Source organism: Allobosea thiooxidans, from assembly GCF_900168195.1.
In the GTDB taxonomy this organism is placed as follows: Bacteria; Pseudomonadota; Alphaproteobacteria; order Rhizobiales; family Beijerinckiaceae; genus Allobosea; species Allobosea thiooxidans.
On the sequence record NZ_FUYX01000016.1, the window covers coordinates 25264 to 38181 of the forward strand.

Below are 12918 nucleotides of genomic sequence, written 5' to 3' on the forward strand. Positions count from 1 at the left end.
CGGAGACGACTTCCACCCTCCGGCTACGGGGCGCCGCCACGCTGGATTTTATCAGCGGCGCCCGCTATCCGTCGGGCGCTTGCGACCTGCAAGCTTGATGACGAGGAGGCGGGGCCTCAGGCCCGTGATCGCTGATGATCTTCGAATGGATGGCTGATCCCGCGGCTTGGGCGGGGCTGCTCACCCTGATCGTTCTTGAGATCGTCCTCGGCATCGACAATCTCGTCTTCATTGCGATCCTCGCCGACAAGCTTCCGGAGCATCAACGGGAGAAGGCCCGCCTGGCTGGCCTGTCGCTGGCGCTTGTCATGCGCCTTGCGTTGCTGGCCTCGGTCGCCTGGATCGTCACGCTCACGCAGCCGCTCTTCACCGCGCTCGGCACCGAAATTTCATGGCGTGACGTCATTCTGATCGTCGGAGGCGTGTTCCTCATCTTCAAGGGAACGATGGAGCTGCACGAGCGCCTCGAAGGGCGGCATGGCCACGAGCAGAGCGGCGCTGCAAACGCTGTTTTCTGGCACGTCATCGCGCAGATCGTGGTTCTGGACGCGGTCTTCTCTCTCGACAGCGTCATAACGGCGGTGGGGATGGTGCGTGAGCTGTCGATCATGGCGGTGGCCGTGATTGCCGCGGTTGGCGTCATGATGCTGGCGAGCAAGCCTCTCATGGCCTTCGTCTCCCGCCATCCGACCGTCGTCATCCTGTGCCTCGGCTTCCTTCTGATGATCGGGTTCAGCCTGGTTGTTGAAGGGCTCGGTTTCCACATTCCCAAAGGCTATCTCTATGCGGCGATCGGGTTCTCGATCCTGATCGAGGCTGCGAACCAAATCGGCCGCCGCAACGTCGTGCGCCGCGTGTCGACGATGGATCTACGCAGCCGCACGGCCGGGGCCGTGCTCCGCCTGCTGCGCGGCGGCCACCAGGACGGCCGGAGCCCGGAGGAAATGGCCGCCCTGGTCTCGACCGAAGGTGACCAGCCCGCCTTCACGGCGCAGGAGAGCTCGATGATCGAGCGGATCCTGACACTGGCGGACCGCCCTGTCCGGTCCATCATGATTCCGCGTGTTGACGTGGTGCAGCTTCACATCGAGGATTCGATCGACGAAATCTTGCGCACGGTCCGGGACAGCGGCCGGTCGCGGTTTCCGCTGTTTCGCGGCGCCGACGAGATCGTCGGCGTGTTGCATGCCAAGGATCTGCTCGATGTCGGAGGGCTGCCCTTGGAGCTTGCCAAGCTGGCTCGGCAGCCGATCTACGTGATCGAGACCGCCCCCATACCGTCGCTGCTGGAGCAGTTCCAGGCGTCATCGGTCCATATGGCGATCGTCATCGACGAGCACGGTTCCTTCGAAGGCGTGGTCACGCCCACCGACATTCTCGTGGCGATTGCCGGTGATCTGCCTGAGCTGGCGGGCGAGGAAGTGCCTTATGTCAGTGCTGGCACGGATGGAAGCTGGCTTGTCGACGGGCGCACCCCGATTGATGAGCTCAAGCAGGCGTTCCAGAGCGATTTCCCGCAGCAGGCCGACGTGAGCACCGCAGCGGGCCTCGTGTTGACCAATCTCGGCCATCTGCCGGAACGCGGCGAAAGCGTTCGGATCGGAGCCTGGGACGTAGAGGTCGTCGACGTCGCAAACCGCCGGATCGTCGCCCTGCGCTTCAGGGCGCTGGTTGATCAGATTGGCTGAAACGGCCAAAACAGTGACGCATGACGGACTTCGCGCTGCGGAAGCCTTGCGCTTGCCAGCCGGGCCATGTGACGGCAATCTGGTTTCCTTAAGGATGTTCAGCGAGTGTTGGCCGGGCGCCCCCTCGTCGGGCAATAGGACATAGGAACTGCCAATCATGAACATGGACGGTAGCATTGCCGATGCCGGCGCGGATGCGCTTCGGCTTCGGTCAGGGCTGATCAGTCGCCGGTCGTTTCTGGCCGGTTCGGCCGTCGGCGTTGGTGCGCTGGGGCTGGCCGGCTGCGCCGGTGACGGTATGAGCCTTGCCGAGGCGCAGAAGCTCTACGGGCCGATGCCCAATGAGAAATTCCCGATCCCGGCGATCGACGTCAGCAAGGTCGACCCGAAATATTACCGCCGCACGGTCGCCTATGACAGCAAGGAAGCGCCCGGCACGATCATCGTCGATCCGGCGAACTACTATGTCTACCGCATCGAGGGCGACGGAACCGCGACCCGCTACGGCGCGAATGTCGGCCGCGACGGCTTCCGCTGGAAGGGCGACGCCTATGTCGGGCGCAAGTCCGAATGGGCGACCTGGACCCCGCCGAAGGAGATGATCAAGCGCCAGCCCGAGGCAGCCAAATATGCCCGCGGCATGCCTGGCGGCCTCGACAACCCGCTCGGCGCCCGTACGCTGCATCTCTACCAGAACGGCGCCTACACGCTCTACACGATCTATGCGTCCCTCGACGCGGAATCGATCGGTAACGGCATCACCAGCGGCTGCATCGGCCTGCTCACGCCGGACATGATCCACCTGTACGACCAGACGCCGGTCAAGACCAAGGTGGTCGTGCTGGCGGCCTGACCCCCGCCCGCTCTCGATTCGTCTGGATATCCGACGCCCATGAAAAAGCCCGCGGCTCGCGCCGCGGGCTGATCGTTTCGAGCCTCGGACGGGCAGAGGCGGGCGAGGCAGCAAAAGCCTCCGACGGCTTGCGGTCCGGCCGCCGCGCTCAGCTGATGCCCAGCAGGAGGATGAGGCCGAGGCTGACGGCCGTCAGGGCGACCAGGGATAGGGTGACCGCGGCAGTGACCCGCCCGCCAGCTCTGGCAACGACGCGAACATCGACGCCGAGACCCAGGGCCGCCATCGAGATGATGGTGAGGACGGTCGCGGTCTTGGCGATGGGGGCAAGCGCCACCTCCGGGACGAGGCCGTGGCTGCGCAACGCCGCCATGCCCAGGAAGGCGATGATGAACCAGGGGACGAGCTTGTTGACGGCCACGCGTCGCGATGCCGGCATGGCGCCGTGCTTGCCGCCCTCGCCCTGGTCTTCCCGCAACCTGTGTCCCAGGATCGAGAGCGCGAGCACGACGGGCCCCAGCATGAGGACGCGGACGAGCTTGACGAGAGTCCCGATCTGCACACTGGCGGCAGCAACCGGCGCCGTCGCGGCAAGGACCTGCGGCACGGCATAGACGGTGAGCCCCGCGAGCACGCCGTACTGGGTCTCGCTCAGGCTGAGCAGCGGGACGAGAAGCGGCAGCCCGAGCACGACCAGCACGCCCAGCACCGCGGTGAAGGCGATGGAGGCGGCGACGTCCTTGCCGTCGGCGCCGATCACCGGCGCAACGGCGGCGATGGCGGAGTTGCCGCAGATCGAGTTGCCGCAGGCGACCAGGGTAGCCATGCGCTTCGGCAGCCCCAGCGCCCGGCCCAACAGGAAGCTGGAGACCAGCGCCACCGACACCACCGCCGCGATACCGACAAGCAGAGCGGGTCCGGCTGCGATGATCATCGCTACATTCAGGGATGCGCCGAGTAGCACGATGGCGATTTCCAGAACCATCTTCGCCGAGAAGGCGATGCCCGGCCGCCAGAGCTCGGAGGGTGTCCAGACCGTGCGGATGGCGGTGCCGATCAGGATCGCCAACACCAGGGCTTCGAGCCAGGCGCGGCCCGTGGCAACGGCTTCGAGATGTTCCAGCGCGAAGGCCAGTGCGCTGATGCCTGCACAGAGGGCCAAGCCCGGCAGGATGCGCCCCGCTGCCTTCAAGGCGGAGCTGTACGGCGTGGGCAGGGGAGCGGGAGAATGCATATCGACCATAGGAGAACCTTCTTCACCGCTGACCTAGTCGGAGAAGAATTATGCTGTCTATCGCGTTGTTTCGATGGGTATGTTCGATCTGATCGAACGGTGTCCCGGAGAAGCCTTCCACACCGAACGCGTAGGTGGTCGCCTCCGGGCTGCTCCAAGCGCGGCGTGCACGATGACTGCTTCCCCGACCCTTGGGGGGTCTTCAGCGCCACCCAACAGAAAAGCCCGCGGCTCGCGCCGCGGGCTGATCGTTTCCGGCTCCGAAGGGCTCAGGCCGCGACGGCGGTCGGCTCCTTCTTCTCCCATTCCTCGCCCCAGATCATCACGGCGTGGCCAGGGGAGACTTCGCGATACTGGCGCACCGGCGGGACGTAGTCGGCCGGGCGGACCGGGCTCTTGATCTCGTCGTTGGAGACCGGGCGCTTCTGCAGGCGCCGCGCCGGATCGGCGATCGGCACCGCCGCGAGCAGCCGCTTGGTGTAGGGGTGCTGCGGGTTCTGGAAGATCGCCTCGCGCGGGCCGATCTCGACGATCTCGCCGAGATACATCACCGCGACGCGGTGGCTGACACGCTCCACCACCGCCATGTCGTGCGAGATGAAGAGATAGCCCAGACCCATGCGCGCCTGCAGGTCGAGCATCAGGTTGACCACCTGCGCCTTCACCGAGACGTCGAGCGCCGAGACCGCCTCGTCCGCCACGATCAGCCGCGGCTCCACCGCGAGCGCGCGGGCGATGCAGATGCGCTGGCGCTGGCCGCCCGAGAACTCGTGCGGGAAGCGGTTGGCCATGTCGGGCGACAGGCCGACGCGCTTCAGCAGGTCAGCGACCTTGTCGCGCGCTTCCGAGCGGTTGGCGAGGTCGTTGATCAGCAGCGGCTCGGCGATGGCGGCGCCGACATTCATGCGCGGATTGAGCGACGCGAACGGATCCTGGAAGATCATCTGCATGCGCTTGCGCTGCTCGCGCAGGTCATGCTGGCTGAGCTTCAGCACGTCGACGCCATCGAGCAGCACCGAACCCGCCATGGGCTCGATCAGGCGCATCACGGAGCGGCCGGTGGTCGACTTGCCGCAACCGGACTCGCCGACCAGCGCCAGCGTCTCGCCGGCCTTCAGGCTGAAGGAGACGTTCTCGACGGCGTGCACCCGTCCCTTGACCGAGGAGAGCAGGCCCGAGCGGATCTCGAAGCGGGTGGTCAGGCCCGCGACCTCGAGGACCGGGCGCTCCGCCGCCTGGACGGTGTCGGGCACCTCCGCCGGCACGTCGGATTCGCCGGTGGTGCGGTCGACGACAGGGAAGCGCATCGGGCGCCCCTTGCCGATCATCGAGCCGAGCTTCGGCACGGCCGAGAGCAGCGCCTTGGTGTAGGGCTTCTGCGGGCGGGCGAAGATGTCCTCGGTGTTGCCGGTCTCGATCTCGTCGCCGTTGTACATGACGACGGTGCGGTCGGCGATCTCGGCGACGACGCCCATGTCATGGGTGATGAAGAGGACGGACATGCCCTCCTCGTCCTGCAGCGTCTTGATCAACTCGAGGATCTGCGCCTGGATCGTCACGTCGAGCGCGGTGGTCGGCTCGTCGGCGATCAGGAGCTTCGGCTTGCAGGCCAGCGCCATCGCGATCATCACGCGCTGGCGCATGCCGCCCGAGAAGCGGTGCGGATATTCGTGGAAGCGCGATTTCGCCGCCGGGATGCGGACCTTCTCCAGCAGGCGGATCGTCTCGGCCTCGGCCTCGGAGCGCGACAGGCCGCGATGCAGGATCAGCGCCTCGGCGATCTGGAAGCCGATGGTCAGCACCGGGTTCAGCGAGGTCATCGGCTCCTGGAAGATCATCGCGATCTCGTTGCCGCGGATGTGGCGCATATCCGCATCCGGCAGCGTCAGCAGCTCCTTGCCGTTCAGCTTGATCGAGCCTTCGATCTTGCTCGAGCCGGGAGGGGTCAGCCGCATGATCGAGAGCGCGGTCACGCTCTTGCCGGAGCCGGATTCGCCGACGACCGCCAGCGTTTCCTTCGGCTTGATGTCGAAGGAGATGTTGCGAACGACCGATTTCCACTGGCCTTCCACACGGAAGGAGGTCGAGAGGTTCGAAACCGACAGGATCGGTGAAGTCATTTCGGGTCCTTCTCTGGTCAGATCACGCGGCGTGGGTCGAGGGCGTCACGCAGACCGTCGCCGATGAAGTTGATCGACAGCACGGTCAGGAAGATGGCTGCGCCCGGGAACAGGGCCCAGTGCGGGGCGGTGTCGAGTTGGTCCTTGGCGTCGAACAGCAGGCGCCCCCAGGTGGGGATGTCCGGCGGGAAGCCGAGGCCAAGGAAGGACAGGGTCGATTCGGCGATGATCGCCGAAGAGACCTCGATCGTCGAGGCGACGATGACGGGGCCGAGGGCGTTGGGCAGGATGTGGCGCGTCATCTGGCGCAGCTTGGTCGCGCCCTGGGCGCGGGCTGCCTCGACGAATTCCTTCTCGCGCAGCGAGAGGAACTGGGCGCGCACCAGCCGGGCCACCGGCATCCAGCGCAGGCCGCCGATGACGATGACGATCAGCACGAAGACGCCGCCCTCGACGCCGAACACGGCCTTCAGCTGCTCGCGGAACAGATAGATGATCAGCAGCAGCAGCGGCAGCTGCGGCAGCGACAGGAACAGGTCCGTCACCCACATCAGCACGGGGTCGGCATATTTGCGCGACATGCCGGCGAAGGCGCCGATCAGGACGCCGACGATCGTCGCCACCACCATCGCGGCGAGACCGACGGCGAGCGAGATGCGCCCGCCATACATCATCCGCGCCAGGATATCCTGGCCGAGGTCGTCGGTTCCGAACGGGTGCGACCAGGACGGACCCTGGAGCTGCGCCGAGAAGTCGATGTCGTTGATCGCGACCGGCCAGAGCCAGGGGCCGACGACGACGCCGATGATCATCAGGGCGAGCACCACCGTGCTGGCCATGGCCAGGCGGTGGCGTCGGAAGCGGCGCCAGGTCTCGCGCCCGGGCGAGACCGAGACCTGGCTCACAGCAGCGCCTGCAGCCGGCTCAGCTGAAGGAGATGCGAGGGTCGAGCCAGCCATAAAGAATATCCGCGATGAGGTTGAAGAAGACGACCAGGCAGGAGAAGACGAAGGTCACCGCCATGATCACAGGCGTGTCGTTGGCGAGGATCGCGTCGATCAGCAGCGAGCCGATGCCGGGCACGCGGAAGATCTGCTCGGTGACGAGCGCGCCGCCGAACACGGCGGGCATCTGCAGCGCGACCAGCGTCACGACCGGGATCAGCGCGTTGCGCGTGATGTGCCGAAGCGTGACCTTGCGCTCGCTGAGGCCCTTGGCGCGCGCCGTGGTGACGTAGTCGAGCCGGATGACGTCGAGCACGGCCGAGCGGACATAGCGGGTGTAGGAGGCCGCCTGGAACAGGCCGAGCACGGTGATCGGCATGATCGCCTGGCGGAACATCTCCCAGTACCAGCGCCAGCCGGTGGCGGCGATGTCGGAGCGATAGACGAAGGGGAACCAGTCCAGCGACACCGAGAAGATCAGGATGAAGAGCAGGCCGGTGAAGAAGGTCGGCAGCGAGAAGCCGACGAAGGCCAGCGTGTTGGCGATCTGGTCGAAGACCGAATAGGGCCGGGTCGCCGCGTAGATGCCGACGGGCAGCGCGACGCACAGTGCCAGGATCTGCGACGAGCCGACGACGAAGAGCGTGGTCGGCAGGCGCTGCAGGATCAGGTCGTCGACATTGATGCGGCTGGCGAAGGAGAAGCCCCAGTCGCCCTGGGCCATCGCGCTGAGCCAGCGCAGATAGCGCACCATGATCGGGTCGTTGAGGCCGAAGCTGGCGCGCAGCGCCTCGCGCACCTCGGGTGGGACGTTGGGATTCGTCGCCATTTCCGAAAAGGGGTCGCCCGGCGCCATCGCCAGGACCGTGAACAGAATCACGCTGATGCCGAGCAGGCTCGGGATGGCGATAAGCAGCCGCCGTATCAGATATGTCGCCATGAAGAACTTCTCTATGTGCGCGGCGGAGCCGCGAACGGAAAACCGGTTGCAGCCGGCCGCCCCTTGCGGCCTGCTGGCTGAAAGAGGGGAGCCGGTGCGATTGTCAACCCCTCACGGCGCGCGATGCGCCGCGAGGGGCGTATCTTGGCTTAGCTGCGATACCAGGCCGCGATGTTCCAGCTGTCGACGTCCCAGCCGCTGTGGTCATGCGAGAGGTTGGTCGTCGATGCCGCCACGCGGGTGCGCGACAGGATCGGCAGGATGACGTTGGCCTCGCAGAAGATTTCGTTGACCTTGATCAGCAGCGCGGCGCGCTTGGCCGGGTCGAGCTCCTTCTGGGCGGCCTTGTAGGCCTCGTCGGCAGCCGGATCGGAGTAGCGCGAGACGTTGCGGCCCAGCCACTTGTTCTCCTTGTTGGCGATCTCCCAGGAGACGAACTGGTTGAGGAAACGCTCCGGATCAGGCTGCGGCTGCGTCGTCGTGTACATCTCCATGTCGACATACAGCTTGGTGTAGGTGTCGGGGTTGGCGACGTCCGACGAGAAGAACACCGAGGCCGTGACCGACTTCAGCTCGAGATCGATGCCGGCGCGCTGGCAGGCCTGCTTGACGATGGCCTGGACCTTCTGGCGCGGGGCGTTGATCGAGGTCTGAAAGACGTATTTGAGCTTCTTGCCGTCCTTCTCGCGGACGCCGCCCCAGCCCTTCTTCCAGCCGGCCTCCTCGAGGATCTTGTTGGCCTTGTCGATGTTGAACTCGTATTTGAGCTTCGGCGACTTGAACTGCTTGGGCTCGTTGACGAAGCTCGCGGTCGCGGTGCCGCCGCGGCCATAGATGAACTTCTGGATCGAGTCGCGGTCGATCAGCAGGTTGATCGCCTGGCGCACCGCCGGGTCCGACAGGGTCGGGTGCTTGGTCTTGACGCTGGAGCGCTCGCCATCGACCTCGGTCCAGGGATCGGTCGTGTTCAGGATGATGAACTCGATGTCGCCAGACGGAACCGCGCTGATCCGGCCGCGACCACCGGTCTCCATGCGCTTGAGGACCTCGTCCTCGACCTGCAGGTTCCAGGCGTAGTCGTATTCGCCGGTCTGCAGCACCGCACGGGCCGCCGAGACCGCGTCACCGCCGCCCTTCACCTCGAGCGTGTCGAAATGCGGCCGGTTCGCGACGTGGTAGTTCTCGTTGCGGGTGCCGGTCAGGATGTCGCCCGGCTTGAACTCCGCGAACTTGTAGGGGCCGGTGCCGACCGGCTTGAGGTTCGCCGGGGCCTCGCGCGACTTGGCGCCCTTGTACTCGCCGAAATGGTGCTTCGGGATGATCATGCCGGCGACGCCGACGAAGGGGTCGGCCCAGAACGGCGTCGGCTCCGCGAAGACCACCTTGACGGTGAAGTCGTCGACCTTCTCGACCTTGATGTCCTTGTAGGCGCCGGTGGTGTAGGCGGCGGTCGCCGGATCGGCTGCATATTCCCAGGTGAAGACGACGTCATCGGCCGTGAGCGGCTTGCCGTCATGCCACTTCACGCCCTGCTTCAGCTTCCAGACCACGACCGTGCCGTCTTCCGACAGGCCGCCATTGGCCTTGCTCGGGACTTCGGCGGCGAGCTGCGGAATGAGGTTGCCTTCCTTGTCCCAGCCGGCGAGCGGCTCGTAGAAGATGCGCGAGGCGATCTGGTCCTTGGTGCCCGAGGCGAAATGCGGGTTCAGCAGGGTCGGGGCCTGCCAGAGCAGCATCTTGAGCGGGCCACCGCCGCCGGCCTTGGTCGGCTTGTAGTCGAGCGTGGCATTCGCCATCGCGACGTCGTTCCAGGCGAGGATCTGGCTCGCCAGCGGCGCGGCGATGCCGACAGCCGCCATTCTCTTGATGAAGGAGCGACGCGACAGCGTGCCTTCCTTCACATCCGCGACGAGTCCGCGGATTTCCTGCTCATTCATTGATAGCCTCCACCTTCAAACAAAATACATCCCCGGCACCTTCGCGCCGTGTTCTCGTTGATGGCCGCAGCAAGGCATGTGCCAACGAAGGCGTCAACTGTGCAGCGCAGGGCAAATCCGCGCTCGCAGCGGAGCCACGCCCGAAAACTCGGAGGCATTTGAACGAATTTGCCTCGATTTGCCTGCGTTTTGCAACTTTATTCCGCTCGTCCGGCGAAGACGACAGTTTTCTTTCCGTTAAGAACGTCGCGGCCGCCGCCGCTGCCCCGGGGCGCCGGGTTTGGCCTCGCGCGCGAGCGCCCGCGCGATCTTCAACTCAATCTTCGCCGAACGGGCGGAGGCCATTGCGCGCTCGCGATGACTCCCGCCGCGTCGCCCGCGGGAGCGCTTGACTCGTTCGTGCCAAGAATGGAATGTTTGTTCCACGAAGCGGGAAGCCTGAACCATTCCTGCCGTTTCCGGGAGGCAGGACCCTTGCCGCAAGCCAGTCCCTTCGGCCGTGATCTCGACGGCAAGGTCGCCCTCGTCACTGGCGCGAGCCAGGGGTTGGGCGAGGCGATCGCCCGCGAATTCGCCGATCGCGGCCTGCGCTCGCTGCTGCTGACCGGGCGCAACCCGGCGCGCGGCGAGGCCGTGGCGGAAAGCCTGCGTGCCGCCGGCTGCGACGCCCGGTTCCACCGCGCCGATCTCGCCGACATGAAGTCGGTGCAACAGATCGTCCCGGCGGCGGAGCTCGCCTTCGGACGGCTCGACATTCTGGTCAATGCCGCCGGAGATACCGACCGCGGCAGCATCTTCGACACCACGCCCGAGCTCTACGAGCGCATCATGGCGGTGAATCTGCGCGCGCCCTTCTTCCTGATCCAGGATACGGCCGAGCTGATGCGCCGGCAGGGCATCGAGGGCACAATCGTCAACATCCAGTCGATGTCCGCGCATGGCGGCCAGCCCTTCCTCTCGGCCTACAGCGTCTCGAAGGGCGCGCTTGCCGTGCTGACGAAGAACGCTGCCTATGGGCTGCTCAAACACCGGATCCGCGTCAACGGCCTCAATATCGGCTGGATGGCGACGCCGGGCGAGGACGCGATCATGAAGCTGCGCCACGACGCTAAGGACGACTGGCTGGAGGAGGCGGCTGCCGGCCAGCCCTTCGGCCGGCTGATCGATCCGCGCGAGGTCGCCAAGGCCGTCGCCTATCTGGCCTCGGCCGAATCCGGGCTGATGACCGGCGCCAATATCGATTTCGACCAGAATATTCTCGGCGCGCACGACTAGCGCGCCGGCCATAATCGCAGCAGGACGGCTGCCGGACCAGATCATAGGACAGAAGACGACCATGAAGATCGGATTGCTGGGCGCCGGCCGCATCGGGCGCATCCACGGGCTGAACGTCGCCGCGCGCGGCGATGCCGAGCTGGTCGCCGTCACCGACGCTGTGCCGGAGGCTGCCGCCTCGCTCGCCGCCGCTGCCGGCGCCAAGGCCGCGAGCGCCGAGGCGATCCTCGCCGATCCGGCGATCGATGCCGTGCTGATCTGCACCCCGACCGACACCCATGCCGATCTGATCGAGCAGGCGGTCTCGGCCGGCAAGGCCGTGTTCTGCGAGAAGCCGGTCGATCTGGACGCCGCCCGCATCCGCCGCTGCCTCGCGACGGTCGAGAAGTCCGGCAAGCCATTGATGATCGGCTTCAACCGCCGCTTCGATCCGAATTTCGCCGCGCTGGAGAAGCGGCTGCGCGCGGGCGAGGCCGGCGCGATCGAGCTCGTCACCGTGATCTCGCGCGATCCCGCGCCGCCGCCGGTCGATTACGTCAGGCGCTCCGGCGGGCTCTTCCGCGACATGATGATCCATGATTTCGATATGGCGCGCTTCCTCCTGGCCGAGGATCCGGTCGAGGTCTTCGCGCTCGGCTCCGCCCTCGTCGACAAGGCGATCGGCGAGGCCGGCGACGTCGACACCGCCGCCGTGATCATGAAGACGGCTTCGGGCCGGATCGCCCAGATCTCGAATTCGCGCCGCGCGACCTATGGCTACGACCAGCGCATCGAAGTCCACGGCTCGAAGGGTATGCTGCGCGCCGGCAACATCCATGAGACCACCGTCGAGATCGCGACCGGACAGGGCTTCCGGGCCGATCCGGTGCAGAATTTCTTCCTGGAGCGCTACGCCGCCGCCTATCGCGCCGAGCTCGACGCCTTCATCGCCGCCTGCCAGGGCAAGGCGGCCGCCTCGCCGACCGGCCTCGACGGGCTGAAGGCGCAGATCCTGGCCGATGCCGCGACCGAATCCGCGCAGACCGGCAAGCCCGTCCGCGTCGATCTGGGGGGCAAGTGATGACTCCGGCGGAGCGCGATCTGCGCTATTACGCGGCTCTCGGCCTCGCGGCCGAGGCGAGCCATCTGGCGCTCGGCTATTTCAACAAGCGCGAGTCCCTCGGCATCACCATGAAGGGCGCGCAGGACTGGCTGACCGTCGCCGATGGCAAGGTCGAGGATTTCCTGCGCCGCCGGCTTTCGGAACTCTTCCCGAACGACACTGTCATCGGCGAGGAGGGTGGCGGCGAGGCTTCGGACGCCGTCTGGATCCTCGATCCGATCGACGGCACCGCCAATTTCGCCCATGGCGACCGCAACTGGTGCATCTCCATCGGCTTCCTCGCGAACCGCAAGCCGGAAATCGGCGTCGTTGCGGCGCCGGCCCTGGGCGAGTTTTATGCGGCGCGGCGTGGCGCTGGCGCGACCCTGAACGGAGATCCGATCAAGGTCTCCGGTGCGGCCGATATCGCCCGCGCCTCGGTCGAATTGGGATGGTCGACCCGCATTCCCGCGCAGAACTACCTGAAGGTGATCGAACGCGGCTACACGGCGGGCGCCGCGATGAAGCGCGGCGGCTCGGGCACGCTCGGCCTCTGCCATGTCGCCAATGGCTCGAGCGATGCCTATGCCGAGCTGCACATCAATGCCTGGGATGTCGCTGCCGGCCTCGTCATCGCCGGCGAGGCGGGGGCCCATCTCAACGACTTCTTCGCCGGCGAGGGCATCGCCAAGGGCAACCCCGTCCTGTGCTGCACGCCGGAATTGGCTCCTGTGCTGAGGGAGATCACAGGAATCGCTTAGCCGGCGCCGTATTTCATTGATCTTTCGCGAGCATTCGTCTCAGTTTCACGGCAGTCACAAGAACCGGACATAGAAGCCGGGTTCT

The 12918-nt window shown here is 66.1% G+C and carries 10 protein-coding genes; 5 read left to right on the forward strand and 5 right to left on the reverse strand.

Annotated elements, in window-relative coordinates; genetic code table 11:
- The first annotated feature begins 134 nt into the window (after positions 1 to 134).
- Positions 135 to 1688 (forward strand): TerC family protein, encoded by a 1554-nt coding sequence (locus B5Y19_RS22030; RefSeq protein WP_079592106.1) that lies wholly within the window; start codon positions 135 to 137, stop codon positions 1686 to 1688.
- Positions 1689 to 1845: 157 nt separating this feature from the next.
- On the forward strand, positions 1846 to 2541 hold the full coding sequence (locus B5Y19_RS22035) for a L,D-transpeptidase family protein (RefSeq protein ID WP_079592107.1): 696 nt from the start codon (positions 1846 to 1848) through the stop codon (positions 2539 to 2541).
- 148 nt (positions 2542 to 2689) lie between these two features.
- On the opposite strand, the gene B5Y19_RS22040 is transcribed toward B5Y19_RS22035, so the two are convergent.
- From B5Y19_RS22040 to B5Y19_RS22060, 5 genes are all read right to left on the reverse strand, one after another.
- Positions 2690 to 3775 carry a YeiH family protein gene (locus B5Y19_RS22040; RefSeq protein WP_079592139.1) on the reverse strand — a complete coding sequence of 362 codons (1086 nt, stop codon included), beginning with the start codon at positions 3773 to 3775 and terminating at the stop codon, positions 2690 to 2692.
- A gap of 269 nt (positions 3776 to 4044) precedes the next feature.
- Positions 4045 to 5895 (reverse strand): ABC transporter ATP-binding protein, encoded by a 1851-nt coding sequence (locus tag B5Y19_RS22045; protein ID WP_139384517.1) that lies wholly within the window; start codon positions 5893 to 5895, stop codon positions 4045 to 4047.
- Between the two features lie 17 nt (positions 5896 to 5912).
- A complete protein-coding gene (locus tag B5Y19_RS22050) occupies positions 5913 to 6854 on the reverse strand; it encodes an ABC transporter permease (protein ID WP_055730390.1) in 942 nt (313 codons plus the stop codon).
- Entirely contained in the window at positions 6820 to 7779 is a 960-nt protein-coding gene (locus B5Y19_RS22055; RefSeq protein ID WP_055730389.1) for an ABC transporter permease, read from the reverse strand. Before B5Y19_RS22055 ends, B5Y19_RS22050 begins: the two co-directional genes overlap by 35 nt.
- Before the next feature lie 149 nt (positions 7780 to 7928).
- On the reverse strand, positions 7929 to 9716 hold the full coding sequence (locus B5Y19_RS22060) for a peptide ABC transporter substrate-binding protein (protein ID WP_079592108.1): 1788 nt from the start codon (positions 9714 to 9716) through the stop codon (positions 7929 to 7931).
- Between the two features lie 474 nt (positions 9717 to 10190).
- On the opposite strand from B5Y19_RS22060, the gene B5Y19_RS22065 reads away from it, so the two are divergent.
- The 3 genes from B5Y19_RS22065 (at position 10191) to B5Y19_RS22075 (ending at position 12833) form a co-directional block, all read left to right on the forward strand.
- A complete protein-coding gene (locus tag B5Y19_RS22065; RefSeq protein WP_055730387.1) occupies positions 10191 to 10991 on the forward strand; it encodes an SDR family oxidoreductase in 801 nt (266 codons plus the stop codon).
- Positions 10992 to 11052: 61 nt separating this feature from the next.
- Positions 11053 to 12051 carry an inositol 2-dehydrogenase gene (gene iolG / locus B5Y19_RS22070; RefSeq protein ID WP_079592110.1) on the forward strand — a complete coding sequence of 333 codons (999 nt, stop codon included), beginning with the start codon at positions 11053 to 11055 and terminating at the stop codon, positions 12049 to 12051.
- A complete protein-coding gene (locus B5Y19_RS22075; protein ID WP_055730385.1) occupies positions 12051 to 12833 on the forward strand; it encodes an inositol monophosphatase family protein in 783 nt (260 codons plus the stop codon). The genes iolG and B5Y19_RS22075 overlap by 1 nt, the downstream gene beginning before the upstream one ends.
- Positions 12834 to 12918: the final 85 nt, after the last annotated feature.

Excerpts from the sequence above, each read along its gene's own strand:
- B5Y19_RS22050 (WP_055730390.1), bottom strand. The coding sequence starts at position 6,854 with ATGGCTGGCTCGACCCTCGCATCTCCTTCAGCTGAGCCGGCTGCAGGC.
- B5Y19_RS22035 (WP_079592107.1), top strand. The coding sequence starts at position 1,846 with ATGAACATGGACGGTAGCATTGCCGATGCCGGCGCGGATGCGCTTCGG.
- B5Y19_RS22045 (WP_139384517.1), bottom strand. The coding sequence starts at position 5,895 with ATGACTTCACCGATCCTGTCGGTTTCGAACCTCTCGACCTCCTTCCGT.
- B5Y19_RS22055 (WP_055730389.1), bottom strand. The coding sequence starts at position 7,779 with ATGGCGACATATCTGATACGGCGGCTGCTTATCGCCATCCCGAGCCTG.
- B5Y19_RS22040 (WP_079592139.1), bottom strand. The coding sequence starts at position 3,775 with ATGCATTCTCCCGCTCCCCTGCCCACGCCGTACAGCTCCGCCTTGAAG.
- iolG (WP_079592110.1), top strand. The coding sequence starts at position 11,053 with ATGAAGATCGGATTGCTGGGCGCCGGCCGCATCGGGCGCATCCACGGG.
- B5Y19_RS22030 (WP_079592106.1), top strand. The coding sequence starts at position 135 with ATGATCTTCGAATGGATGGCTGATCCCGCGGCTTGGGCGGGGCTGCTC.
- B5Y19_RS22075 (WP_055730385.1), top strand. The coding sequence starts at position 12,051 with ATGACTCCGGCGGAGCGCGATCTGCGCTATTACGCGGCTCTCGGCCTC.
- B5Y19_RS22060 (WP_079592108.1), bottom strand. The coding sequence starts at position 9,716 with ATGAATGAGCAGGAAATCCGCGGACTCGTCGCGGATGTGAAGGAAGGC.